General features: G+C 57.8%; 24 protein-coding genes and 1 pseudogene. 11 read left to right on the forward strand and 14 right to left on the reverse strand.

What is annotated here, in order from left to right; translation table 11 throughout:
* Nucleotides 1-216 precede the first annotated feature (216 nt).
* Complete coding sequence (locus AC1MEA_RS02295; RefSeq protein WP_480916541.1) at nt 217-429, forward strand: cold-shock protein; 213 nt, start codon at nt 217-219, stop codon at nt 427-429.
* A gap of 97 nt (nt 430-526) precedes the next feature.
* A complete protein-coding gene (locus AC1MEA_RS02300) occupies nt 527-1,015 on the forward strand; it encodes an RDD family protein (RefSeq protein ID WP_480916543.1) in 489 nt (162 codons plus the stop codon).
* Between the two features lie 67 nt (nt 1,016-1,082).
* Here the strand turns inward: AC1MEA_RS02300 and lptG are convergent, their stop codons facing one another.
* Complete coding sequence (lptG, locus tag AC1MEA_RS02305; RefSeq protein ID WP_449633052.1) at nt 1,083-2,144, reverse strand: LPS export ABC transporter permease LptG; 1,062 nt, start codon at nt 2,142-2,144, stop codon at nt 1,083-1,085.
* Nucleotides 2,137-3,258 carry an LPS export ABC transporter permease LptF gene (gene lptF, locus AC1MEA_RS02310; protein WP_480916544.1) on the reverse strand — a complete coding sequence of 374 codons (1,122 nt, stop codon included), beginning with the start codon at nt 3,256-3,258 and terminating at the stop codon, nt 2,137-2,139. The genes lptG and lptF overlap by 8 nt, the downstream gene beginning before the upstream one ends.
* Nucleotides 3,259-3,597: 339 nt before the next feature.
* Here lptF and AC1MEA_RS02315 point away from each other — a divergent pair, with 339 nt between their 5' ends.
* The 5 genes from AC1MEA_RS02315 to rlmF all read left to right on the forward strand — a co-directional run bounded on the left by AC1MEA_RS02315 (nt 3,598) and on the right by rlmF (nt 10,190).
* Nucleotides 3,598-5,088: a leucyl aminopeptidase gene (locus tag AC1MEA_RS02315; RefSeq protein ID WP_480916546.1), complete on the forward strand. Its 1,491-nt coding sequence runs from the start codon at nt 3,598-3,600 to the stop codon at nt 5,086-5,088.
* 56 nt (nt 5,089-5,144) lie between these two features.
* Nucleotides 5,145-5,573: a DNA polymerase III subunit chi gene (locus AC1MEA_RS02320; RefSeq protein ID WP_219060939.1), complete on the forward strand. Its 429-nt coding sequence runs from the start codon at nt 5,145-5,147 to the stop codon at nt 5,571-5,573.
* 7 nt (nt 5,574-5,580) lie between these two features.
* Nucleotides 5,581-6,003: a DNA polymerase III subunit chi gene (locus tag AC1MEA_RS02325; RefSeq protein WP_480916548.1), complete on the forward strand. Its 423-nt coding sequence runs from the start codon at nt 5,581-5,583 to the stop codon at nt 6,001-6,003.
* A 161-nt stretch (nt 6,004-6,164) separates the two neighbouring features.
* A complete protein-coding gene (locus AC1MEA_RS02330; RefSeq protein ID WP_219060937.1) occupies nt 6,165-9,011 on the forward strand; it encodes a valine--tRNA ligase in 2,847 nt (948 codons plus the stop codon).
* Between the two features lie 177 nt (nt 9,012-9,188).
* Nucleotides 9,189-10,190, forward strand: coding sequence for a 23S rRNA (adenine(1618)-N(6))-methyltransferase RlmF (gene rlmF, locus AC1MEA_RS02335; protein WP_480916550.1), 1,002 nt, complete (start codon nt 9,189-9,191; stop codon nt 10,188-10,190).
* Nucleotides 10,191-10,297: 107 nt separating this feature from the next.
* On the opposite strand, the gene AC1MEA_RS02340 is transcribed toward rlmF, so the two are convergent.
* Nucleotides 10,298-10,579 (reverse strand): HU family DNA-binding protein, encoded by a 282-nt coding sequence (locus tag AC1MEA_RS02340; RefSeq protein ID WP_219060935.1) that lies wholly within the window; start codon nt 10,577-10,579, stop codon nt 10,298-10,300.
* Nucleotides 10,580-10,995: 416 nt separating this feature from the next.
* Between AC1MEA_RS02340 and yejK the strand changes: the two genes are divergently transcribed.
* Both yejK and AC1MEA_RS02350 read left to right on the forward strand, forming a co-directional pair.
* The gene (yejK, locus tag AC1MEA_RS02345) at nt 10,996-11,997 is read left to right on the forward strand and encodes a nucleoid-associated protein YejK (RefSeq protein ID WP_219060934.1); all 1,002 of its coding nucleotides are present in this window, start codon (nt 10,996-10,998) and stop codon (nt 11,995-11,997) included.
* Between the two features lie 22 nt (nt 11,998-12,019).
* Nucleotides 12,020-12,370: a glutaredoxin family protein gene (locus AC1MEA_RS02350; protein WP_219060933.1), complete on the forward strand. Its 351-nt coding sequence runs from the start codon at nt 12,020-12,022 to the stop codon at nt 12,368-12,370.
* A gap of 38 nt (nt 12,371-12,408) precedes the next feature.
* On the opposite strand, the gene AC1MEA_RS02355 is transcribed toward AC1MEA_RS02350, so the two are convergent.
* The 7 genes from AC1MEA_RS02355 to AC1MEA_RS02385 form a co-directional block, all read right to left on the reverse strand.
* Complete coding sequence (locus AC1MEA_RS02355; RefSeq protein WP_480916552.1) at nt 12,409-13,341, reverse strand: glutathione S-transferase family protein; 933 nt, start codon at nt 13,339-13,341, stop codon at nt 12,409-12,411.
* Nucleotides 13,342-13,425: 84 nt separating this feature from the next.
* Entirely contained in the window at nt 13,426-13,746 is a 321-nt protein-coding gene (locus tag AC1MEA_RS02360; protein ID WP_449633058.1) for a GIY-YIG nuclease family protein, read from the reverse strand.
* A 51-nt stretch (nt 13,747-13,797) separates the two neighbouring features.
* On the reverse strand, nt 13,798-14,268 hold the full coding sequence (locus tag AC1MEA_RS02365) for a nuclear transport factor 2 family protein (RefSeq protein WP_480918091.1): 471 nt from the start codon (nt 14,266-14,268) through the stop codon (nt 13,798-13,800).
* A gap of 211 nt (nt 14,269-14,479) precedes the next feature.
* Nucleotides 14,480-15,244 carry an amino acid ABC transporter ATP-binding protein gene (locus AC1MEA_RS02370; RefSeq protein WP_480916554.1) on the reverse strand — a complete coding sequence of 255 codons (765 nt, stop codon included), beginning with the start codon at nt 15,242-15,244 and terminating at the stop codon, nt 14,480-14,482.
* Between the two features lie 10 nt (nt 15,245-15,254).
* On the reverse strand, nt 15,255-16,352 hold the full coding sequence (locus AC1MEA_RS02375; RefSeq protein WP_219060923.1) for an amino acid ABC transporter permease: 1,098 nt from the start codon (nt 16,350-16,352) through the stop codon (nt 15,255-15,257).
* A 10-nt stretch (nt 16,353-16,362) separates the two neighbouring features.
* On the reverse strand, nt 16,363-17,544 hold the full coding sequence (locus AC1MEA_RS02380; protein WP_480916556.1) for an amino acid ABC transporter permease: 1,182 nt from the start codon (nt 17,542-17,544) through the stop codon (nt 16,363-16,365).
* Between the two features lie 70 nt (nt 17,545-17,614).
* Nucleotides 17,615-18,643: an amino acid ABC transporter substrate-binding protein gene (locus AC1MEA_RS02385; RefSeq protein ID WP_219060921.1), complete on the reverse strand. Its 1,029-nt coding sequence runs from the start codon at nt 18,641-18,643 to the stop codon at nt 17,615-17,617.
* A 480-nt stretch (nt 18,644-19,123) separates the two neighbouring features.
* Between AC1MEA_RS02385 and AC1MEA_RS02390 the strand changes: the two genes are divergently transcribed.
* Together AC1MEA_RS02390 and rhlB are read left to right on the forward strand one after the other, a co-directional pair.
* Nucleotides 19,124-19,780 (forward strand): alpha/beta hydrolase, encoded by a 657-nt coding sequence (locus AC1MEA_RS02390; protein ID WP_219060920.1) that lies wholly within the window; start codon nt 19,124-19,126, stop codon nt 19,778-19,780.
* Between the two features lie 148 nt (nt 19,781-19,928).
* Nucleotides 19,929-21,407 carry an ATP-dependent RNA helicase RhlB gene (rhlB, locus tag AC1MEA_RS02395; RefSeq protein WP_219060919.1) on the forward strand — a complete coding sequence of 493 codons (1,479 nt, stop codon included), beginning with the start codon at nt 19,929-19,931 and terminating at the stop codon, nt 21,405-21,407.
* 105 nt (nt 21,408-21,512) lie between these two features.
* Here rhlB and moaE read toward each other — a convergent pair whose 3' ends face one another.
* The 4 genes and pseudogenes from moaE to AC1MEA_RS02415 all read right to left on the reverse strand — a co-directional run.
* On the reverse strand, nt 21,513-21,971 hold the full coding sequence (gene moaE / locus AC1MEA_RS02400) for a molybdopterin synthase catalytic subunit MoaE (RefSeq protein WP_480916558.1): 459 nt from the start codon (nt 21,969-21,971) through the stop codon (nt 21,513-21,515).
* Nucleotides 21,972-21,973: 2 nt separating this feature from the next.
* Nucleotides 21,974-22,219, reverse strand: a complete 246-nt coding sequence (locus tag AC1MEA_RS02405; RefSeq protein ID WP_449633059.1) for a MoaD/ThiS family protein — start codon at nt 22,217-22,219, stop codon at nt 21,974-21,976.
* Nucleotides 22,216-22,701, reverse strand: coding sequence for a cyclic pyranopterin monophosphate synthase MoaC (gene moaC / locus AC1MEA_RS02410; protein WP_219060916.1), 486 nt, complete (start codon nt 22,699-22,701; stop codon nt 22,216-22,218). The genes AC1MEA_RS02405 and moaC overlap by 4 nt, the downstream gene beginning before the upstream one ends.
* Before the next feature lie 163 nt (nt 22,702-22,864).
* Nucleotides 22,865-23,134: pseudogene (locus AC1MEA_RS02415) on the reverse strand (PhoH family protein); the annotation flags it as partial.
* Nucleotides 23,135-23,871 lie beyond the last annotated feature (737 nt).

The following is a 23,871-nucleotide window of genomic DNA, read 5'->3' on the forward strand; positions in this document are numbered from 1 at the left end:
GCGCCTGAAACCCACGCCTGAGCAGGGCTTGTTTTTTCTGCCATGGTTGGCGTAGAGTTTCTTAACTGTGTTTGCATGGGTCGCTTGAACCGTGACCTGGGCAGTAGCTCTAAGTATTGCTACATCCCGCTCGACGTTTCTTACTACCTGCAGCCAGTCCAGTACTCTTTCAGGCGAAAGAGGCTGTCATCAATTCAAGGTCCAGGGAATAAGAAAATGTCAAATCGTCAGAGCGGTACCGTCAAGTGGTTTAACGACGAGAAGGGTTTTGGTTTTATCACGCCAGAGAGCGGTCCGGATCTGTTCGTCCATTTCCGCGCTATTCAGGGCAGCGGCTTCAAGAGCCTGAAAGAAGGCCAGAGGGTGACCTTCATCGCAGTGCAAGGCCAAAAAGGCTTGCAGGCTGATGAAGTTCAATCCGAAGCCTAAATAGCGATCAGTAAAAAAGCCTCTGATGCTGACATCGGGGGCTTTTTTATGGCTGGGATTCCGTAAAATGGGTTCTTTTTGCAAACGAGAGCCCGCCATGTCGAAACACCTGCTCCGCCCACAAGGCGACTTTCCCATTGCAGGCTTGGGCCGCCGCCTTGCGGCGATGTTCTATGACGCCCTGCTGTGCATCGCACTGCTGATGGTCACCACCTTCGTTTATAAGCTGATTCTGATGGCCTTTATCGGTGAGACTCAGTTACGCGCGATGTCCGAGTCCGGGGCGCTGGACAGCGACCCACTGCTTTCAACGATTCTGGTGTTTGTGCTGTTCGGTTTCTTCGCCAAGTTCTGGACCCATTCAGGCCAGACCCTCGGGATGCAGGTGTGGGGCATTCGCGTGCAGAACGCCGATGGCACTGGCATCAGCCTGTGGCAGGCACTGCTGCGCTTCGTGGTCGCCATCGGCTCGTGGCTGTGCCTGGGGCTGGGTTTTATCTGGATGTTGTTCGACAAACAGCAACGCAACTGGCAGGACATGTACTCCAACAGCCAACTGGTGCAGGTGCCCAAGCGCAAGAAATAGGGGCTCTGGATGAACTCACGCGCGTAAAAAAGCCGACTCGACGTCGGCTTTTTTGTCTGTCTTTTTTCTAACCCGCCCGACGCAACAGCCAGATCCCGGCCACGGCACAGATCCCGGAGGGCACCAGCACAGCGAACAGTGGTGAGAATCCGAACACCAGACTCGACGGCCCCAGCAGGTCCTGGGCAATGCGGAAGGTGAACCCGACCAGCACGCCGGTGAACACCCGTTGACCCAGGGTCACCGAGCGCAATGGGCCGAAGATGAATGAGATCGCCATCAGTACCAACGCCACTGTGACCAGCGGCTGCAGGACCTTGGTCCAGAACGCCAACCAGTAACGGCCGTTGTTCAAACCCTGTTCAGCCAGGTAATGCGCGTAACTCCACAAGCCGGTAATCGACAGCGAATCCGGGGGCAAGACCAGCGTGCTGAGCAGTTGCGGGCTGAGGGACACGTCCCAACGCTCGGACGGGGTATTGACGACTTCAGTACTGTCGGCGTGGAAAACCGTGGTAATGAGCTCTTCCAGCTGCCAATGGTCAGTGTCGAATTTCGCCCGCTTGGCAAAACTTGCGATTTGCATGTGGCGTTCATTGTCGAAACGATAGCGGGTCACGCCGTACAGCACACCGTTGGGTTGCACGGTGTTGATGTGAATGAACTCTTCACCCTGACGATGCCACACACCGTGCCGGCCACTTTGCGAGTCGCCGCCGCCCTGAGCCAGGGACCGGTTTGACTGAGCCAGGTTTTCAGCGGGCGGCGCGACATACTCGCCCAGCAACAAGCCAGCGATCATCAGCACCAGCATTGGCTTCATCACGGCCCAGACAATGCGCCCGATGGACACACCGGCTGCGCGCATGATTGTCAGCTCGCTGCTGCTCGCCAGGCCGCCAAGGCCGACCAGGCAACCAATCAGCGCAGCCATCGGCAACATCTCGTAGATACGGCGTGGCGCAGTCAGCAACACGAAAGAGCCAGCATTGGCCAGCGTGTAGGTGTCACTGATCTCGTTCATCTCATCGATGAACGCAAACAACGAGGCCAGCCCAAGAATGACCCCGAGCACGCCCAGGATCGCGACTAAAACACTCTTGCCGATGTAGCGGTCGATTTTAACCATGGGCCACCTCCTGCGTGCTGCGGCGACTCGCAAACTTCAATCGCAGGGTTTCCCAGTAAAGCAATAGCAGCCCGATGCCCAAAAACAGCAGATGCACCCACCAAAGGCCAAGGCTCATTGGAATCTTGCCCCGCTCCAGCGCACCGCGAGCAGCAATCAAAATGGTCAGATAAGCCATATACAGAAGAATCGCCGGCAGCAGCTTGAGGAAACGGCCCTGACGCGGGTTGGCCCGGGACAGCGGCACCGCGATCAATGTCACGATAAACACCAGCAAGGGCAGCGCGAGCCGCCACTGCAACTCGGCTTTGTAACGGGGATTGTCACTGCCGAACAAATCACGGGTCGGAATCGCCTCGCGGTCGGTGACCTCCTCGCTGATCTCGGGCTTGGGCAACAGCGCACCGTACGTGTCGTACTTGATTGCGCGGTAATTGGCCTCGCCAGGATTGCCGTCATAGCGATAACCGTTTTCCAGAATCAGATAACGGCGGCCATCAGCCTTGACCTCCTGGCGTCCCTTTTCAGCAACCAGTACCGAGATCCCCGGATCCTTGGCACCGTTCTGGGACACGCGCTTCTCGGAAATGAACACCCCACCCAGAAGCGCGCGGTCGTCTGACAGTGTCTCTGTGTAGGTGATCCGGGTGCCGTCGCGCAGCGCCTGGAAACGGCCGGGAACCAGTGTGTCGAATTCGGTCAGTGCGTCTTGCTGATTGACGATCATCGAGACCTGCGCAGCCCCTTGCGGCGCCAGCCCCAGGCTCAGCCAGGTGACTAACAGCGCAACCAGAGTCGCGGGCGCCATGGTCATCCACAGCAAACGTTGCTGGCTCATGCCGGTAGCGGCCAGAACGGTCATCTCGCTTTCCAGATAAAGCCGTCCGTATGCCAGAAGAATGCCCAGGAACAAGCCCAGTGGCAGGATCAGTTGCATGAAGCCGGGCAGACGAAAGCCCATGATCATGAACAACACACCAGGGTCGAGGACACCCGATGCGGCTTGAGCCAGGTATTTGATGAAGCGTCCGCTCATGATGATTACCAACAACACGGCGCTGACCGCGCTCAAGGTAACCAGCACTTCTCGGGACAGATAACGAAAGACGATCAAACCAGACACTCCAGGGTTGTCAGGCGCAGGGGGCCAAACAAAGAAAGCGAATCAGCCACAGTGATAACCGGCTCGCAGAAGCGACCCGCCTAAAAAATATGCGGCATTATCCTGTGATTGAGGGTCCCTGTCACTGCGCCTTCTCTATAGAAGGCTGATACGCTCGATACGACAACGTCAGGACTGCATGTAAACGTATCGCGCGAAGGGTTGTCAGGGTCCGTGCGTCAGGGTCAAACTGCGGGCCTTGTAGCAGGCGTCACAGATTCGAGACACCTCTCTGTGGCCGCGCATGTCACTTATTCTACGAAAACTCACAGTTTATTCGGGGACCCCGACATGGAATTTGTTGTAAAGAGCGTTAGTCCAGAAACCTTGAAAACCGCCACGCTGGTAGTCGCAGTCACTGAAGACCGCATCCTCAGCGACGCAGCAACAAAGCTCGATACCCTCAGCGGCGGCGCGATTACTGCGGCGCTGAAACGTGGCGACCTGCCTGGTAAAGTCGGCCAAAGCCTGCTGCTGCACACCCTGCCCAACCTCAAAGCCGAACGCGTGCTGTTGGTCGGCGTGGGTAAAGACGCCGAACTGTCTGACCGTCAGTTCCGCAAAGTCGTCACCGGCGCGCTAAACGTGCTTAAAGGCCTGGGCGGCAGCGATGCGGTCATTGCCCTCGGCGATCTTGCGGTCAAGAATCGCGACACCTACGGCAAAGTGCGCCTGCTGGTAGAGACCCTGGCCGATGGCGAATATGTGTTCGACCGTTTCAAAAGCCAGAAAGCCGAGCCGCGCGCCCTGAAGAAAATCACCTTACTGACCAGCAAGGCAGCACTGGCTGACACCGAGCGCGCCGCAACTCACGCCGCCGCTATCGCCACTGGCATGGCCTTCACCCGCGACCTGGGCAATCTGCCGCCCAACATCTGCCACCCAAGCTACCTGGCCGAAGAAGCGAAAGCGCTGGGCAAGGAACACAAGCATCTCAAAGTCGACATCCTCGACGAGAAGAAGCTCAAGGAACTGGGCATGGGCGCTTTCCTGGCTGTAGCCCAGGGCAGCGAACAACCGCCCCGCCTGATCGTGATGAATTATCAGGGCGGCAAGAAGAGCGACCAGCCGCATGTGCTGGTCGGCAAGGGCGTCACCTTCGACACCGGCGGCATCAGCATCAAGCCTGCCGCAGGCATGGACGAAATGAAGTACGACATGTGCGGCGCCGCCAGCGTGTTCGGCACCCTGCGCGCCGTGCTTGAGCTGAAACTGCCAATCAACCTGGTGTGCCTGCTGGCTTGCGCCGAGAACATGCCAGGCGGCAACGCTACTCGTCCGGGCGATATTGTCAGCACCATGAGCGGTCAGACCGTCGAGATCCTCAACACCGACGCCGAAGGCCGTCTGGTGCTGTGCGACACCCTGACCTACGCCGAACGCTTCAAACCACAAGCGGTGATCGACATCGCCACCCTGACCGGCGCCTGCATCGTTGCATTGGGCGGCCACACCTCCGGGCTGATGGGCAACAACGACGCGCTGATCGGACAGTTGCTCGACGCCGGCAAAAAGGCCGACGACCGCGCCTGGCAATTGCCATTGTTCGAGGAATACCAAGAGCAACTTGACAGCCCGTTCGCCGACATTGCCAACATTGGCGGCCCTAAAGGCGGCTCGATCACCGCAGGCTGCTTCTTGTCACGCTTTGCCAAGGCCTACAACTGGGCCCACCTGGACATCGCGGGCACTGCATGGCTGAGCGGCGGCAAGGACAAGGGCGCTACTGGCCGCCCGGTTCCGCTGCTGACTCAATACCTGCTCGACCGCGCTGGCGCATAAAACGCTTGAGGGCGTATCGGCCGTCTGGCTGATACGCCCTGCGCTCTGGAACTGACATGACTCAAGTCGATTTTTATATCCTGCCCAGCGCTGACCCGCTGGCACGCCTGGACTTCGCCTGCAAACTCAGCGAAAAGGCCTGGCGCCTGGGCCATCGGGTGTACATCCATTGCAGCGATGCCGCCCAACGCGACGACCTCGACGCCAGGCTGTGGCGCTTCAAGGGCGAAAGCTTCGTGCCCCATGGCGCGGCGGAAGACGATCAGGACGCGCCCGTCGTTTTAGGCCTGGGCGATGACCCAGGTCACCATCAGGATCTGCTGGTCAATCTGGACCTGCGCATCCCCGAATTTTTCAAGCGCTTTGCCCGCGTGGCGGAAGTCGTGGTAGAAGACCCGGCGATTCGTCAGGCCGCACGAGAGAGCTTCCGCTTCTATCGTGAACAGGGCTATCCTCTGCAAGATCACCGGCTACAGCGTCTCTGAGCACACGATGGATACTCAAAAACCCCTGAAAGACTCCGCGCATCTGCTGGATGACCTCGAGTCGATCCGCCAATTGCTCGGCGATGACTCCCTGCAGCCGCCGTTGTTGACCGACTCGGTCACCAGCGACGTACAGATTCCGTTACTGTTCAACGTGGTGGGCGCTCAGGCGACGGCACACACCGACGCGGATGACACCGATGTCGAAGAGGCGGACATTCCGACCCTGACGCCAGAACCTCCGGTGGCACAACCCGAACCTGTCAGCGCCAACCCGGATCGCCTGTTGCACCTGGAAAGCGAATTGCGCGCCGCTGCGCAATTGATCATGCAAGACGTCATTGACGACTTCGCCCCGCACATAGAAACCGAAATCAAACGCCGCCTTGATGCGCGGATGGAACGGTTGTTAAGTCAATATCAGAGCTGAGCAACTGTTTACCCGTGCAGGAGCGGGCTTGCCCGCGCCTGCACACCCCACGAACCAGCACTTTTATCCCGCTGGTGATCGCCTCGCTCTACGCCCCGCTGTTCATCCCCGTTATACTTGTCGGCTTTCCTGAATTAATGCCTATTAGGGTCCCGCCGCGCATGGATAAGACCTACCAGCCGCACGCTATTGAAACTTCCTGGTACCAGACCTGGGAGTCCGAGAACTATTTCGCTCCGCAAGGCACGGGTGACGCATACACCATCATGATCCCGCCGCCGAACGTCACCGGCAGCCTGCACATGGGTCACGGCTTCAATAACGCGATCATGGACGCCCTGATCCGTTTCCGTCGCATGCAGGGTCGCAACACCCTGTGGCAGCCGGGTACCGACCACGCCGGTATCGCCACGCAGATGCTGGTAGAGCGCCAGATCGAAGCTCAAGGCCTGAGCCGTCACGACCTGGGCCGTGAAAAATTCCTCGAAAAAATCTGGGAATGGAAGGATCAGTCAGGCGGCAACATCAGCCGGCAGATCCGCCGCCTGGGTTCATCCGTGGACTGGAACCGCGAGCGTTTCACCATGGACGACGGCCTGTCCGATGCCGTCAAAGAAGCCTTCGTGCGCCTGCATGAAGACGGCTTGATCTATCGCGGCAAGCGTCTGGTCAACTGGGACACCAAGCTGCACACGGCGATCTCCGATCTGGAAGTGGAAAACCACGACGAGAAAGGTCACCTGTGGAACCTGCGTTATCCACTGGCTGACGGCGCTCAAACCGCTGACGGCCTGGATTACCTGGTCGTTGCCACCACCCGTCCGGAAACCATGCTGGGCGACGCCGCTGTAGCGGTTAACCCGGAAGACGAGCGCTACAAAGCCCTGATCGGCAAGTTCGTCGAGCTGCCACTGGTTGGCCGCCGTATCCCGATCATCGCTGATGATTACTGCGATCCTGAATTCGGCACCGGCTGCGTGAAGATCACACCGGCCCACGATTTCAACGACTATGAAGTCGGCAAGCGCCACAATCTGCCGCTGCTGAACATCTTCGACAAGAACGCCGCCGTGCTGCCTGTCGCGCAGGTGTTCAACATCGACGGCACGCTCAACGATCAAGTGGATGGCACGCTGCCCGCAGCCTACGCCGGTCTCGATCGTTTCGAAGCGCGCAAGCAGATCGTAGCTGCCCTCGATGAAATGGGTTTGCTGGTCAGTGTCGATGACCACGCGCTGAAAGTGCCAAAGGGCGACCGCTCCGGGACCATCATCGAGCCGTGGCTCACCGACCAGTGGTACGTCTCCACCAAGCCGTTGGCCGAACCCGCCATCGCTGCCGTGGAAGATGGCCGCATCGCCTTCGTGCCCAAGCAGTACGAAAACATGTACTTCTCGTGGATGCGCGACATTCAGGACTGGTGCATCAGCCGTCAACTCTGGTGGGGCCACCGCATCCCGGCCTGGTACGACGAGTCCGGCAAAGTCTATGTCGGCCGCGACGAAGCCGAAGTGCGCGCCAAGCACAACCTGGGCCCGGACATCGCCCTGCAACAGGACAACGACGTTCTCGACACATGGTTCAGCTCTGGGCTTTGGACCTTTTCGACATTGGGTTGGCCGGAAAAAACCGAAGCACTCAAGACCTTCCACTCCACCGACGTACTGGTCACCGGCTTCGACATCATTTTCTTCTGGGTCGCCCGGATGATCATGCTGACCATGCATTTGGTGAAAAACGAAGACGGCACGCCGCAGGTTCCGTTCAAGACCGTGTACGTGCATGGTCTGGTACGCGACGGCCAGGGTCAAAAGATGTCCAAGTCCAAGGGCAACGTCCTTGACCCACTGGACATCATCGACGGCATCGAACTCGAAGACCTGGTCGCCAAGCGCACCACCGGGCTGATGCAGCCGAAACTGCTGAAGAAAATCGAAAAGCAGACCCGCGAGGAATTCGCCGACGGTATCGCCAGCTATGGCACCGACGCCCTGCGCTTTACGTTCTGCTCGCTGGCCTCCACCGGCCGCGACATCAAGTTCGACATGGGCCGCGTCGAAGGCTATCGCAACTTCTGCAACAAGATCTGGAACGCCGCACGCTACGTTCTGGACAAGGGTGAAGACTGCGGCCAGAACGGCGAAGCGGTAGAGCTGTCGCTGGCGGATCGCTGGATCATCTCCCAGCTGCAACGCACTGAAAGCGAAGTGACCCGACACCTCGACCAGTTCCGCTTCGACCTCGCGGCACAGGCATTGTATGAGTTCATCTGGAACCAGTATTGCGACTGGTACCTGGAACTCTCCAAGCCGGTATTGTGGGACGAAACCGCACCGGTCGAGCGTCAGCGCGGCACCCGCCGTACGCTGGTACGGGTACTGGAAGTCGCTTTGCGTCTGGCTCACCCGTTCATGCCCTTCATCACCGAAGAAATCTGGCAGCGCCTGGCGCCACTGGCTGGCGTGAGCGGCAAGACGATCATGCTGCAACCGTGGCCAGTGGCCAACGAGGCACGCATCGATCAGGCCGCCGAAGACGATATCGAGTGGCTCAAGGGCCTGATGCTCGGCACCCGCAACATTCGCGGGGAAATGAACATCGGTCCAGGCAAGCCGCTGCAATTGTTCCTCAAGAACGTCAGCGCCGAAGATCAGCGTCGCCTGACCGAAAACGACTACCTGTTGAAAAAACTGGCCAAGCTCGAATCCATCACCGTGTTGGCTGAGGGCGTAGAAGCGCCGCTGTCTGCCACAGCGCTGGTGGGCGAGATGGAAGTGCTGGTGCCAATGGCCGGCTTGATTGACAAGGCCGCCGAGCTGGCGCGACTGGACAAAGAAATCCTGCGCCTGCAAGGTGAAGTGCAACGCGTCGGCGGCAAGCTGTCCAACGCAGCCTTCGTCGACAAGGCTCCGCCTGAAGTCATCGCCAAAGAACGCGCCAAAATGGCCGAAGCCGAACAGGCTTTGGGCAAGCTGGCTGAGCAACACGCACGGATCGCCAGTTTGTAAGGGCGACCAGTAAGACTGGCTCGCAAGCGAGCCAGTGGCACCCTGTAGGAGCTGCCGAAGGCTGCGATCGACTGCGAAGCGGTCGTGGTCTTAAACAAGCGAAGGTTGTTCCAACCTTATCGCAGCCTTCGGCAGCTCCTACAGGGCTACGCCTACACTTCACAGAATTGACTCCTCATGACAGCTCCACGCACACCTAAAGCATCCAACAAACCCGCCGAGCCCCGTGAAAAAGCGACCCTGCATCCCCGCAACCGCCATCAAGGCCGTTACGATTTTGCGCAGTTGATCAAAAGCAGCCCGGAACTGGGCGAATTCGTGGTCATCAATCCGTATGGCAAGGAAAGCATCGACTTCGCCAACCCGACTGCCGTGCGGGTGTTCAACCGGGCCTTGCTCAAGTCCTATTATGGCGTTGCCCACTGGGATATCCCGGCGGACTATCTTTGCCCGCCGATTCCAGGACGTGCCGATTACCTGCACTTCATCGCTGACCTGTTGGCCAGCAGCAACGACGGCGTTATCCCGCGCGGTGCGTCGATTCGTGCGCTGGATATCGGCATGGGCGCCAACTGCGTCTATCCGTTGATCGGTCACAGCGACTACGGCTGGCAATTCCTTGGCTCGGAGATCGATCCGACTGCCGTTGCAGCCGCTACTGCCATCGTCAAGTCCAATGGCCTGAGCAAAGCCATCAGCCTGCGCCTGCAAAGCAATCGCTCGCACATCCTTCTGGACCTGCTGCGCAGCGACGAACGTTTCGACCTGAGCGTATGCAACCCGCCGTTCCACGCCTCAATCGACGAAGCGCAACGCGGCAGTCAACGCAAATGGCGCGCCCTCGGCAAAGCTGATCCCAAGCGCAAATTGCCGGTCTTGAACTTTGGTGGGCAGTCGCAGGAATTGTGGTGCGAAGGCGGCGAAATTGGCTTCGTGACGCAACTGATCAACGAGAGCAAGCAGGTACCGCGGCAGGTATTCTGGTTCAGCACGCTGGTATCGAAGGCTTCCAACCTGGCCTCGATTCAAAGCACGCTGAAAAAGGCCGGGGTTGTGGAAAGCCACGTGGTGGAAATGTCACAAGGCCAGAAGCAGAGCCGCTTCGTTGCCTGGACTTTCCTCGACAAAGCACAGCAGCAAGCATGGCGCCTGGAGCGCTGGGCATCGGCCAAAAGCTGAGTTCACGCTGGATGGGTTTACCGCAGGCCTGAAAAAGCCGTGCCCGGAGCGATCCGGAGCACGGCTTTTTTACAGCAAGTAAAAACTGCCCTTAAGGCAGCTTCGGCTTACTTGTTAACCGAATCGGTCAACCCTTTGGCAGGCACGAACTTGATCACTTTTTTGGCAGCGATTTCGATGGCAGCGCCCGTCGACGGGTTACGGCCGGTGCGAGCTGGACGCTCGGTCACTTTCAATTTGCCAATGCCTGGCAAAGTGATTTCAGCGCCATTTTCCAGTTGGTCAGCAACAATCTGGCCCAATTGCTCAAGAGCATTACGCGCGGTGGTTTTTGGCGCGTCGATAGCTTCAGCGATATCGGCGATCAATTGGTCTTTAGTCAGAGCCATGGTGGTGTTCCTTCCCTATCAAATTCATGTGGATTGCAGAATGCGGCATCGGCCTGGGGCCAGACAATGAATCCGGCCCTCCAGTAGCAGCCACGATTAATCGCGAAATGTAGATACTGAAACCGGGCTTTGGTTCGACCTGACGCTTACAAACTGCATGCTTAGCGCCCTTCAAGTGCGCAAGACCGGGCAAAACTAGCACAGAGACGATCAAATATCCGCACCTACCTACCCATTTGGTCAGCTTTAGAGCGTTAGAGCATGAAAAATACAGGGCAAACGCCTGATTCAGGCCAAAACCCGTGTCTTGCGAGGCGTTCTGGCAGTGCCCAAGGTGCGTTACACTGCCCGACCTTGAATTGAGCGCGGGCTCCACCGCAGCGCTTCATCATCCGTTTACCCCAGCCGAGAAGCCCATGCCGATCCGTCATTGCATCGTCCACCTGATCGACAAAAAACCCGACGGTACGCCAGCAGTCCTGCATGCGCGCGACTCCGAACTCGCTGAGTCCCAGGCCATCGAGCACATGCTCGCCGACCTCAACGAGAGCTATAACGCCAAGCAAGGCAAAGCCTGGGGGTTTTTCCACGCCGAATCCGGCGCGCACCCTTTCAGCGGCTGGTTGAAGGAATACCTGGAAGGCGGCAAGGATTTCACCGCATTCAGTCGGGTCGCCGTCGAGCACCTGCAGAAGCTGATGGAAGAATCCAACCTCTCGGTCGGCGGCCACGTTTTGTTCGCCCACTACCAACAAGGCATGACCGACTACCTGGCCATCGCCCTGTTGCACCACAGTGAAGGCGTGGCAGTGAATGCCGAACTGGACGTGACGCCGTCGCGCCATCTGGACCTGGGCCAATTGCACCTGGCCGCACGGGTGAATATTTCCGAGTGGCAGAACAACAAGCAGTCCAAGCAGTACATTTCCTTCATCAAGGGCAAGAACGGCAAAAAGGTTTCGGAATACTTCCGTGACTTCATCGGCTGCCAGGAAGGTGTCGATGGTCCGGGCGAAACCCGCACCCTGCTCAAGGCCTTCAGCGACTTCGTGGAGAGCGAAGACCTGCCGGAAGAGTCCGCCCGCGAGAAGACCAAGACACTGGTCGACTACGCCAGCAGCCAAAGCAAGATCGGCGAGCCCATGGGCCTGGAAGTGCTTTCAGGGCTGATCGACGAAGAACGCCCACGCGCGTTCTACGAACACATCCGCAACAAGGACTACGGCCTGTCTCCGGAGATCCCGGCGGATAAGCGCACCCTGAATCAGTTCCGTCGCTTCACCGGCCGCGCAGAGGGTCTGTCGATCAGCTTCGAGGCCCATTTGCTGGGCGATAAAATCGAGTACGACGAAGAGGCTGGCACCTTGATCATCAAAGGTCTGCCCACCCAACTCACTGACCAGTTGAAGCGTCGGTGATGATTAAAAAGGGCTCTGGCAGATGCTGACGCGCACGCTGAAAAAGTTTCTGCTGATCATGCTGGTGGTTGTGGCTTACCAGAACTGGGGCAAGATCGAGCACCTGTTCTCGCCGTCCTCGGCAGTGGCGACTCAACGTCAGGCGCAGGCCAACGTCGTGCTGTACGCCACTGACTGGTGCGGCTACTGCAAAAAGACCCGACGTTTTCTCGACAGCAAAGGCATCCCGTACAAAGAGTTTGATATCGAGAAGTCAGCCGAAGGGCGCAAGGCCTATGAGGCGTTGGGAGGACGCGGCATCCCGCTGATCGACGTGAATGGCACGTTGATCAGGGGATTCAGCCCGGAAGCGATCCTGGCGGCATTGAAGTGATGTCAGCAGTGCCCGAAAGCGGGCGCGGGACTTTCTGCTCAGCGCGCCTCGATCCGAAATCCAAAGCGCGGAAAGTGCACATGCACCACACCTGCGCGCTCGTCCTCGCGACGCAGAATCAGCTCTTCACGACCCGCAAAGACTAACTCGCCTTCCACCGGATCGACGCCGTAGTCAACGGCGGAGATGGCCACTTTCTGGCCGAGGGTGAAGCCGTTCGGGTCCTCGAAGACCTCGTCCGGCAGCGCGGCAGGCGTAGCGTTACGAGCGATCTCCAGGGCGTCTGTGGCACTCATGTCGCTAAACGCACCGTGACCGAAGCCCAGCACTCGATTCAACCATGTAGACACCGCCGGGTAGGCATCGACAAACGGTGCGGTCACGGGCGTCTGCTTGAGAAACCACAGGGTGTGGGCCAAGGAGAAGTCGGCAATGGAGGCCTCACCGAACAGGAAGTCGCCATTGCGTTCCAGTTGCAGCTCCAACCGGGACATCAGGGTCGGCCATTGATGCTTGGCCTGCTCCAGCGTCAGGCGTGATGCGGTGCCGCCACTGAACAACTCGGCACGGTCGGCAATAAAGGCTTTGACCGCCTCGGGCGGCACTTTGGCAAAACGCAGGGCGATGGATTCTGGCTGGAACACCAGGCTCACGGCATGCTGGAACATGATTGAATCAGACCAGGCAGCGAAGCTGGCCACGGTGAATTCCTGGCCTTCGGGGAAAAACGTAGGTGAGGCTTTCTGCTGTTCCAAACGGCGGGCCATCAAGGCCGTGTCGCAATAGATATCGGCCCCCACTTGCAGCACCGGCGTCTTGCGATAACCCCCGGTCAATGCAGTCAGGTCAGGCTTTGGCATGACGGGTGAGATCATCACCGAGCGCCACGACAGCCCTTTGAAGCCCAGAATCAAACGGGCTTTTTCGGAAAACGGCGAGGCTGGGTAATGGTGCAGGATCAGCTCTGTCATGTTCGGTCCGCCCTTCAGATGGAAAGTCAGCAGCTTACCTGCCTGAGTCCTGCGAGCCTACCCGGTCAGCCTGATAACCGCTCATCACGCCGATGGATCAGCAACCGCACTCAATACCAGGGCTTCCTTGGCGCTTTTTTTCAACTGCTTGATCAACCGTTCCTGACGCAAGGCCTCACGTTTATCGCAGCAGGCTTCGGTGTAGACCAGCGCGACCGCCGGGCTGGAATAGAAGAACCGCGCACCCTTGCCACTTTGATGGGCGGCAAACCGGCGCTGGGGATCATCACTGATGCCGCAGTACAACGAACCGTTGGCCGCACGCACCAGATAGACGAACCAGGGCTTGCCGGCATTGATCGTCATCGGCGCATCGTCGGCCGGCGTGAGGGAAGCTTCTTGCATGGTGGTCATGAACGCAGGCAGTTAGAGCGAGCGGACGATCTTAGCAGAGCGTCAGCGCCCGGCCTGGAAAGCTTTCAGGCCTTTCTGCGCCTGAGCCCGAATCGCGTTTTGCACAAACGGTGTCCAGCCCAACAGCAGGCCTTTGGCGCCCAAGGCCTGACGCGACCAACGCCACAGGTCGAAATGGTCACGATGTTCGCAGATCTTTCCGTCGCGAAACACGAAGCGCGCCTGGATATCGTTGACCACGGTGTTGCCGGTCTGACTGAACAGATAGGTCGCGACCCAATGGGCACCGCCAGTGCGCTCGTCGGCACGGACGTTATCGAAGACCACGGAAAAGTCCTTGGCCCGCGAGGTCAACATGCGCCACATGTCACCGGCTTGCCGTCCGCGCAGCTCGCCAAACACCGGATCGCTGAACAGAACGTCCTCGGTGTAGCAGGCGCTCATGGCCTCAGCGTCCAGCCGGTTGAACGCCTGGTAAAACTCAGTGATCACTGCACTGTTGGCATCGCTCAGACTTTTTGCTTCGCTCATACAGCCCGACTCCAACGAAAGATGCCTGAACGATAGTCTGCAACCTGCGTGCTGACTATCTCAATTCGTACCGGGAATACCGTCGGTCAGACTTTCTGCCCTACAGCATCCTCGACACAGCCATCCAACCCATCAAAACGCAATCGAAAAAAAACCCGGACCTAAGCCCGGGTTTTTATGCCCACCTAACCGACTAGTGCAAAATCTGGCTAAGGAACAACTTGGTACGGTCGCTTTGTGGATTATCAAAGAAGTCGTTTGGCGCGGCCTCTTCGACGATTTCACCCTTGTCCATGAAGATCACCCGGTTCGCCACGGTACGGGCAAAGCCCATTTCGTGGGTTACGCAGAGCATGGTCATACCGTCTTCGGCGAGGCTGACCATGGTGTCGAGCACTTCCTTGACCATTTCTGGATCGAGGGCCGAGGTCGGCTCATCGAACAGCATGATTTTCGGCTTCATGCACAGGGCGCGGGCAATCGCCACACGCTGCTGCTGACCACCGGAAAGCTGGCCAGGGTATTTATGCGCCTGCTCTGGAATCCGCACCCGCTCCAGGTAATGCATGGCGATTTCTTCAGCCTTGCGCTTAGGCAGCTTGCGCACCCACATCGGCGCCAGCGTGCAGTTCTGCAAGATGGTCAGGTGCGGGAACAGATTGAAGTGCTGGAACACCATGCCGACTTCACGCCGAATCGCTTCGATCTGCTTTAGATCGTTGGTCAACTCGGTGCCGTCGACGATGATGCGACCCTGCTGGTGCTCTTCCAGACGGTTGAGACAGCGGATCGTGGTCGACTTGCCCGACCCCGAAGGTCCGCACAATACGATACGCTCGCCCTGCCGGACGTTCAGGTTGATGTCTTTCAACACGTGGAACTGGCCGTACCACTTGTGCACGCCCTGCATCTGGATCATGCCTTCAGCGCCCAGAGGCTGTTTGATTGCTTCACTCATCACAAAACTCCTAACGCTTGTGGCCTGTGTCCAACTTACGCTCCAAATGCATGGAGTAGCGGGACATGCCGAAACAGAAGATCCAGAACACCAGGGCCGCGAAGACATAGCCTTCGGTGGCCATACCGAGCCATTTCGGGTCGGCGGCGGCTTGTTTGACGCTGTTGAGCAGGTCGAACAGGCCAATGATGATCACCAGACTGGTGTCCTTGAACAGGGCAATAAAGGTGTTGACGATGCCCGGAATCACCAGCTTCAACGCTTGCGGCAGAATCACCAGGCCCATGCTGCGCCAGTAACCCAGGCCCATGGCAGCGGCCGCTTCGTACTGACCTTTGGGGATGGCTTGCAAACCACCGCGCACCACTTCAGCCACGTAGGCCGACTGGAACAGAATCACCCCGATCAAGGCCCGTAGCAACTTGTCGAAGCTCATGCCTTCGGGCAGGAACAACGGCAACATCACCGAGGACATGAACAGCACGGTAATCAACGGAACGCCGCGCCAGAACTCGATGAACGTCACGCAGACCACACGCACCGCCGGCATTTTCGAACGTCGACCCAAGGCCAGCACAATACCCAGCGGCAGAGCGCCGGCGATGCCTACGGTGGCGATCACCAGGGTCAGCATCAAGCCGCCCCATTGGCTGGTCGCCACGTTGGCCAGGCCGAAAGTGCCGCCGTGCATCAGGAAATACGCCACGGTCGGGTAGATCACCAGAAAGCACAGTCCGTAAACGGCCTTGCGTGGGAACTTCGAGATAAACAAGGGCGCCGCACCGATAACCGCCAACAACACGGTCAGGTCGATGCGCCAGCGCAGTTCGACCGGGTAGTAGCCGTACATGAACTGGCCGAAACGTTGCTCGATGAACACCCAGCATGCACCGGCCTTGGTGCAGTCGGCGCGGGTAGTACCGACCCAGTTGGCATCGAAAATCGTCCATCCCAATAAGGGCGGAACGATCAACCAGACCAGATAGAAAGCAAACAGCGTCAGCAGGGTATTGAGCCAACTGGAGAACAGGTTGGCCCGCATCCACGCCACGACACCCACGCTTAGCTTGGGGGGTGGCATGTCGGGTTTGAAAGTATGGGTTGTCATGCGCTTTTCCTCACCGTTCGATCAGCGCAATGCGCTTGTTGTACCAGTTCATCAGCAGCGAAATGCTGATACTGATCGCCAGGTAAACGCTCATGGTGATCGCAATCACCTCGATAGCCTGACCGGTCTGATTGAGCACCGTGCCAGCAAACAACGAGACCATTTCCGGGTAACCGATACCGGCCGCCAGCGAAGAGTTCTTCGCCAGGTTCAGGTATTGGCTGGTCAACGGTGGAATGATCACCCGCAAGGCTTGCGGGATGATGACCTTGCGCAGGGTCGGGCCAGGGCGCAGGCCCAGCGAGCGTGCAGCCTCGGTCTGACCGTGGCTCACCGACTTGATCCCGGAACGCACGATTTCGGCGATAAACGCCGCCGTGTACACCGTCAAGGCGATGGTCAGGGCCAGCAGTTCCGGGATCATTACCCAGCCGCCGACGAAGTTGAAGCCTTTGAGCTCTGGCATTTCCCAGTGCAGCGGATTGCCCGATATCAGAACGCACAGCGCCGGAATCACCACCATCAAGACCAGGCCAGCCCAGAACTTGTGGAACGGCACGCCGGTGGCTTCGAAACGTTTATTGGCCCAGCGGACCATCAGAATGACAGCGACGACGGCCACCACCACGCTGCCCAGGAACGGCCAAAAGGCGTCGGTCACGGTGGCGCCCGGCATGTTCAGGCCGCGATTGCTGAAAAAGAACATACCGCCGATGGTATGGCTGCCGCGCGGACCCGGCATGGTCAGGAAGACGGCGAAGTACCAGAACAGAATTTGCAGCAACGGCGGAATATTACGGAAAACCTCGACGTAAACCGTGGCCAGCTTGCTGATCATCCAGTTAGGCGACAACCGGGCAACACCAACGATGAAGCCCAGCAGCGTCGCCAGCACGACACCGATCACCGTGACCAGCAAGGTGTTGAGCAGACCGATGACGAACACCCGCGCATACGTGTCGGATTCGGTGTAATCGATCAAATGTTGAGCAATGCCGAAACCGGCGCTCCGATCAAGGAAGCCGAACCCGGACGTGATGCCGCGATGCTGAAGGTTTGTCTGGGTGTTATCGAACAGATACCAACCCATGAAGACCACCACGCCAATCGTGATGATCTGGAATAGCCACGCACGCACTTTAGGATCGCTGAGGGAAAACCTCTGCTTTGGTGCGCCGATTTGATTTTGCATGAAGTGCCCCATGAAGATTGGAACAGAACAACGCTCGGTAACGGTTAAAGGTTACCGAGCGCAGGGCCTATCAGCGCACTGGAGGTGCGTATTGAATGCCGCCGTTGTTCCACAGCGCGTTCAGACCACGGTCGATCTTCAGCGGAGTGCTTTGTCCGAGGTTCTTCTCAAAGACTTCGCCGTAGTTACCGACCTGTTTAACGATCTGTACGACCCAGTCTTTCGGCAGTTTCAGGTCTTTGCCGTACTCACCGTCAGTACCGAGCAGACGAGCAACGTCCGGGTTTTTGCTGGCTTTGGCTTCTTCTACAACGTTTTTCGAGGTAACGCCCATCTCTTCAGCGTTGACCATGGCGAACAGGGTCCACTTGACGATGGAGAACCAGTCTTCGTCGCCTTTACGCACGACAGGGCCCAGCGGCTCTTTGGAGATAGTCTCAGGCATTACCACGTAATCGCCTGGGCTCGCCAGTTTGCTGCGCTGTGCGAACAGCTGCGATTTGTCGGAGGTCAGCACGTCGCAACGACCGCTTTCCAGCGACTTGGCGCTTTCGTCAGAGGTGTCGAAAGTGATCGGGGTGTATTTAAGCTTGTTGGCGCGGAAGAAGTCGGAAACGTTCAGCTCAGTCGTAGTACCGGCCTGGATACAGATGGTCGCGCCATCCAGTTCCTTGGCGCTTTTAACACCCAGCTTTTTGTTTACCAGGAAGCCAACGCCGTCGTAGTACGTCACGCCGGCAAACACCAGGCCCATGCCCGCGTCGCGGGAGCTGGTCCAGGTAGTGTTACGCGACAGCACGTCGATTTCGCCCGATTGCAGCGCGGTGAAGCGCTCTTTGGCGTTCAACTGGCTGAACTTGACCTTGGTAGCGTCACCAAAGACGGCAGCAGCGACAGCGCGGCAAACGTCAGCGTCGATCCCCAGGATCTTGCCTGTCGAGTCTGGAACCGAAAAACCTGGCAGGCCATCACTGACACCGCACTGAACAAAACCCTTTTTCTGAATGGCGTCGAGAGTGGCGCCTGCGTGAGCAAAACTGCTAACGCCGAGAACCGCGGCCGCCGTCAGTACAGCCAGGGTGGATTTCAACATCTTCATTCAAACCTCCAGTTTGCTCTTTGTTGTGTAGGAGCTTGAGTCCCGTCGCACCCTTGTGAGGCGTTAATGACCCGTGCTGGCTTATTTTTGGGTCACGCGACGTAAGACCTGGACCACGAGTCTGGTGCGAGATCTACCCGACACCACCTACCCGCAGCCCGTCAATCGGCCGAATGGACTGAAGCCCCCCATGATGTCCGCTGGACCAGTCCGGTACAGAACGAACCGTACGCAGAATCTTGATACATGGGTTACAAGCTCCCCCGCGGCCATCAGTCGCCTGATAGTGTTACCGCCCGGGGTGAGCGCATTCACTCCGAAGGTTGTATAGCAAAGCCCGTACCAGCATGCTGGCAATGTCGAATTAGCGACACATCAACGGCAAAACTTGTAACCTTGCGACATCGTCCAACCCTATTTTTTGAATGTGCCCTGTACTAACGCACTGCGAAAGAGCGCACGCACACTAATGGAGCAGCCATGACCACCCCTTTGACCCTCCAGCCCGTCAAGACCGCCGATGCCTGCGTCATCTGGTTACATGGCTTGGGCGCCGACCGTTACGACTTCATGCCTGTCGCTGAGACACTGCAAGCCACGTTGCTGACGACACGCTTCGTTTTGCCCCAGGCACCGACCCGCGCAGTCACCATAAATGGTGGCTACGAGATGCCCAGTTGGTACGACATTCTGGCCATGAGCCCGGCCCGGGCCATTAGTCACGAGCAGCTTGAGACATCGGCTCAGATGCTCCTGAACCTGATTGAAGAGCAGCGCGACAGCGGCATCGACCCGGCACGAATCTTCCTGGCTGGCTTCTCCCAAGGTGGCGCGGTGGTATTGCACACTGCATTCCTGCGCTGGCAAGGGCCCTTGGGCGGTGTGCTTGCACTGTCCACTTACGCGCCTACCTTCAGCGATCAAATGACCCTTTCCGCGAGCCAACAACGGACCCCGGTGTATTGCTTGCACGGGCACTATGATGATGTGGTGCAAAACTCCATGGGGCGCACCGCGTATGAGTACCTGAAGGCCTTGGGCGTCACCGCAACATGGCAGGAATACCCAATGGCCCACGAAGTGTTACCGCAGGAAATTTCCGACATTGGCGTCTGGTTGGCGCAAAAGCTGCGTTAATCGCTCAATCAGAGCGGACAGATGCCACCTGAAGCGCGCTGGAGAAGCCCTGATTTGACATGTCGTGTAGGGCATTTGGCATGGCACTACGCCGCGCCGGGTTCTTGCTTTACACTGCCTGTCGTATATTCCTTAATCAATTGATGAGATGACCGTGCTCAGAGCACTCAAAAAGATGTTCGGTAAAAGCGAGGCTGAGCAGCTCGCGCCCAGCCCCATCGCTCCTTCGCCTGCTGCCATCGACCCAACCGAGGGCGATCAACGGCCACACAACGCAAAAAAATCGGTACCTGCCAGCACGCCTGTCCAGGATCAGCACACGCACATCGAATCCCCAAAAGTCGAACAACCCAAGGCCGAGCGCCCGCGTCGTGAACGCGCGCCAAAACCACCGGTCATCGCCTGGAAGCCCGAAGACTTTGTCGTAGAGCCACAGGAAGGCAAAACCCGCTTTCACGATTTCAACCTGTCGCCCGAACTGATGCATGCAATCCACGATCTGGGTTTCCCGTATTGCACGCCCATCCAGGCCGAAGTACTGGGCTTTACCCTCGCGGGCAAAGACGCCATCGGTCGCGCGCAAACCGGCACCGGCAAAACAGCCGCGTTCCTGATTTCGATCATCACGCAGTTGGAACAGACCCCGCCGCCCAAAGAGCGCTATATGGGCGAACCGCGTGCCCTGATCATCGCCCCTACCCGTGAGCTGGTGGTGCAGATCGCCAAGGATGCGGCCAGCCTGACCAAGTACACCGGCCTCAACGTCATGACGTTCGTCGGTGGCATGGACTTCGACAAGCAGCTCAAGCAGCTGGAAGCCCGCCACTGCGACATTCTGGTGGCCACACCGGGCCGCCTGCTGGACTTCAACCAGCGCGGCGAAGTGCACCTGGACATGGTCGAAGTGATGGTGCTGGACGAAGCCGACCGGATGCTCGACATGGGCTTCATCCCGCAAGTGCGCCAGATCATTCGCCAGACCCCGCACAAGGGCGAACGCCAGACCCTGCTGTTCTCCGCGACCTTCACCGAAGACGTGATGAACCTCGCCAAGCAGTGGACCACCGACCCGTCCATCGTCGAAATCGAAGCGGAAAACGTGGCCAGCGAAATGGTCGAACAGCATATCTATGCCGTGGCAGCCGCCGACAAGTACAAGCTGCTCTACAACCTCGTGACCGAGAACAACTGGGAACGAGTGATGGTCTTCGCCAACCGCAAGGATGAAGTGCGGCGTATCGAAGAGCGTCTGGTGCGTGATGGCGTCAATGCCGCGCAGTTGTCCGGCGATGTCCCGCAGCACAAACGCATCAAGACCCTGGAAGGCTTCCGCGAAGGTAAAATCCGCGTCTTGGTGGCCACCGATGTCGCAGGTCGCGGGATTCATATCGACGGCATCAGCCACGTAATCAACTTCACCCTGCCCGAAGTGCCAGACGATTATGTGCACCGCATCGGCCGTACAGGTCGTGCTGGCGCCAGCGGTGTCTCGATCAGCTTTGCCGGGGAAGATGACTCCTATCAGTTGCCTTCGATCGAAGCGCTGTTAGGCCGCAAGATCAGCTGCGAAACGCCGCCGACCGAGCTGTTGAAACCGGTGGTGCGCAAGAGCGCTCAGCCTCAGTAAAAGATCACTGCATCACAAAAAAAGCGCATCCCGGTTTCGGTGATGCGCTTTTTTTTGCTCCATGAAATCAGGAGCCCGTGTATTCGCGAAGAAGCCCGTTCGGGATCAGGTCTTATCGACCCAACGCCCTGCCGCCGCGTGATCACTGTCACGACCTTCGACCCAGTGTGGGCCGTCGCCGGAGGTCTCTTTCTTCCAGAACGGTGCGCGGGTTTTCAGATAGTCCATCACGAACGCGCAGGCATCGAATGCCGCTTGCCGGTGAGCGCTGGCGACGCCGACAAAGACAATCGGCTCACCCGGTTCCAGAGCGCCCACCCGATGCAGCACGTCCAGCCGGAGCAAAGGCCAGCGCTGTTCGGCTTCAGCGGTGATCTTGCCAAGCGCCTTCTCGGTCATGCCGGGGTAATGTTCCAGGAACATCCCTGCGATCTCCCGCCCCTCGTTGAAGTCGCGCACATAGCCGACGAAGCTGACCACCGCACCAACCCCCACATTGGCAGCGTGCAAGGCATTCACTTCGACGCCCGGATCGAACGCAGCCGTCTGCACCCGAATCGCCATATTCAGCCTCCGGTCACGGTAGGGAAGAACGCCACTTCATCGCCTGATACCAGCGGCTCGTCGAGCTGACACAGCTCCTCGTTGCGGGCGCACATCAGGTTTTGTTCGGCCAACACCTGCCACACACCACCACGCAGTGCCAGATGCGCGCGCAGAGCGTCGAGAGTGGCGAACTCGCCGTCTACCGTTTCAGTATCCAGCCCCAAGGCCTCGCGATAACGAGCGAAATACAGCACTTTAAAGGTCATTGCGCGCCCGCCGGCTCTTCAGCAATGAAGTGACCACTCTTGCCGCCGAGCTTTTCCAGCAGGCGCACGTTTTCGATGATCATGCCGCGATCCACTGCCTTGCACATGTCATAGATAGTCAGCGCAGCGACACTCGCCGCCGTCAGCGCTTCCATTTCCACGCCGGTCTGCCCGGACAGCTTGCAGCGGGCGACGATGCGCACCGCGTCTTCACCGTCCGCGCTCAACTCGACCTTGACGCCGGTCAGCAGTAACGGATGACACAGCGGGATCAAATCCGAGGTTTTCTTTGCCGCTTGAATGCCGGCAATACGCGCCACGGCGAACACATCCCCTTTGGGGTGGCCACCACTGACAATCATTTGCAGGGTTTCAGGGCGCATACGCACAAACGCTTGGGCCACAGCCTCACGGAACGTCACGTTTTTGTCGGTGACGTCGACCATATTGGCGCGACCTTGGGAATCGAGATGAGTTAGCACAGCCTTACTCCTGAGCAGGAGTGGCGATTGTAAACCTAAACCTCAAATTGTGGGCCTTACTCATAACTGTAGGAGCAGGCTTGCCTGCGAAGAGGGCCGGCCTGACACACTGTGCATCCCCATTCGCAGGCAAGCCTGCTTCCACAGATCCTCAGCGAGAGAGTTACAAATGGCTCTCCGCATACTCGGCGAGGATCGAACGTGGCACCCCTTGCAGGGTGATGTGCACACCATTAGGGAAGTCCTTGAAACGCTCCGTCAGGTAAGTGAGGCCAGAACTGGTGGCCGACAGGTACGGGGTGTCGATTTGCGCCAGGTTACCCAGGCAGACCACTTTGGAACCGGAACCAGCACGGATGATGATGGTTTTCATCTGATGCGGTGTGAGGTTTTGGCATTCGTCGATCAGGATCAGGCTTTGCTGGAAACTGCGTCTGCAAACTCAATTGTGTCGATTGTTCCGACGCCGAAACGCTGCGACTCCACAGTTCCAAATCAGCATTACCCATTACAAAACATTACCGACCCTTGATTAAACTCGACTCTCTACTATACGAGTGCGTTATTCGACGAATATAAATCGCTGAAAAAGAAGAAAAAATAAAATATCAGAATTTTCTCACTGACAATAAAGATTGAGCTGTAGGAGATATCATACAATAATTTTATTGACAGAAAATATGTAAACATTACTCTCAAAGCATGAAGTCACGAGATGCACACGTGCATGAGGTCGCAATCAGGACATGATGGCATGTACTGCCACACGACAGTATCTTTTGGTGCGCCCGACTGGGTAGAGAATCAATACAACGTTAATGAGTGTAACGAGTTTCTGAATTTCTCTACGAAGCTGGTGTTGCGGAGCACAAGTCCGCCATGAACTCCGTTGAGCACAAACAATCTATCATGGACGCCATGATGGTCTCTATCGCTTCAGAACTCTGGAATGGACGCGAGTATAGTTTAATCGTGTCGGGAGAGCTTTCAATTCTTTGCATGGAGTTTTGACGTTGATGAATTGACGGTTCTGAAATATTTGTCTTGAGTATTTTATATAGTCAATCTGCTCGGCGTTATTGTTAAATATCTAAATCATGCCATGCCCGTTGAAACGGAAGCTAGCGCAATGACGCCTTAGGGTATTCCGATAAACTTCCGCAACGGCAA

It is taken from the genome of Pseudomonas sp. ASL8, from assembly GCF_056680355.1.

Bases quoted from the DNA above. Each gene is read 5' to 3' on its own strand.
- AC1MEA_RS02340 (WP_219060935.1), bottom strand. From the start codon at position 10,579: ATGGCTCTGACTAAAGACCAATTGATCGCCGATATCGCTGAAGCTATC.
- AC1MEA_RS02375 (WP_219060923.1), bottom strand. From the start codon at position 16,352: ATGACAACCCATACTTTCAAACCCGACATGCCACCCCCCAAGCTAAGC.
- AC1MEA_RS02330 (WP_219060937.1), top strand. From the start codon at position 6,165: ATGGATAAGACCTACCAGCCGCACGCTATTGAAACTTCCTGGTACCAG.
- rlmF (WP_480916550.1), top strand. From the start codon at position 9,189: ATGACAGCTCCACGCACACCTAAAGCATCCAACAAACCCGCCGAGCCC.
- AC1MEA_RS02390 (WP_219060920.1), top strand. From the start codon at position 19,124: ATGACCACCCCTTTGACCCTCCAGCCCGTCAAGACCGCCGATGCCTGC.
- AC1MEA_RS02355 (WP_480916552.1), bottom strand. From the start codon at position 13,341: ATGACAGAGCTGATCCTGCACCATTACCCAGCCTCGCCGTTTTCCGAA.
- AC1MEA_RS02300 (WP_480916543.1), top strand. From the start codon at position 527: ATGTCGAAACACCTGCTCCGCCCACAAGGCGACTTTCCCATTGCAGGC.
- AC1MEA_RS02385 (WP_219060921.1), bottom strand. From the start codon at position 18,643: ATGAAGATGTTGAAATCCACCCTGGCTGTACTGACGGCGGCCGCGGTT.
- AC1MEA_RS02320 (WP_219060939.1), top strand. From the start codon at position 5,145: ATGACTCAAGTCGATTTTTATATCCTGCCCAGCGCTGACCCGCTGGCA.
- AC1MEA_RS02325 (WP_480916548.1), top strand. From the start codon at position 5,581: ATGGATACTCAAAAACCCCTGAAAGACTCCGCGCATCTGCTGGATGAC.
- AC1MEA_RS02380 (WP_480916556.1), bottom strand. From the start codon at position 17,544: ATGCAAAATCAAATCGGCGCACCAAAGCAGAGGTTTTCCCTCAGCGAT.
- yejK (WP_219060934.1), top strand. From the start codon at position 10,996: ATGCCGATCCGTCATTGCATCGTCCACCTGATCGACAAAAAACCCGAC.
- AC1MEA_RS02350 (WP_219060933.1), top strand. From the start codon at position 12,020: ATGCTGACGCGCACGCTGAAAAAGTTTCTGCTGATCATGCTGGTGGTT.
- AC1MEA_RS02315 (WP_480916546.1), top strand. From the start codon at position 3,598: ATGGAATTTGTTGTAAAGAGCGTTAGTCCAGAAACCTTGAAAACCGCC.
- AC1MEA_RS02370 (WP_480916554.1), bottom strand. From the start codon at position 15,244: ATGAGTGAAGCAATCAAACAGCCTCTGGGCGCTGAAGGCATGATCCAG.
- lptG (WP_449633052.1), bottom strand. From the start codon at position 2,144: ATGGTTAAAATCGACCGCTACATCGGCAAGAGTGTTTTAGTCGCGATC.
- AC1MEA_RS02295 (WP_480916541.1), top strand. From the start codon at position 217: ATGTCAAATCGTCAGAGCGGTACCGTCAAGTGGTTTAACGACGAGAAG.
- AC1MEA_RS02405 (WP_449633059.1), bottom strand. From the start codon at position 22,219: ATGACCTTTAAAGTGCTGTATTTCGCTCGTTATCGCGAGGCCTTGGGG.
- rhlB (WP_219060919.1), top strand. From the start codon at position 19,929: ATGACCGTGCTCAGAGCACTCAAAAAGATGTTCGGTAAAAGCGAGGCT.
- moaE (WP_480916558.1), bottom strand. From the start codon at position 21,971: ATGGCGATTCGGGTGCAGACGGCTGCGTTCGATCCGGGCGTCGAAGTG.
- AC1MEA_RS02360 (WP_449633058.1), bottom strand. From the start codon at position 13,746: ATGCAAGAAGCTTCCCTCACGCCGGCCGACGATGCGCCGATGACGATC.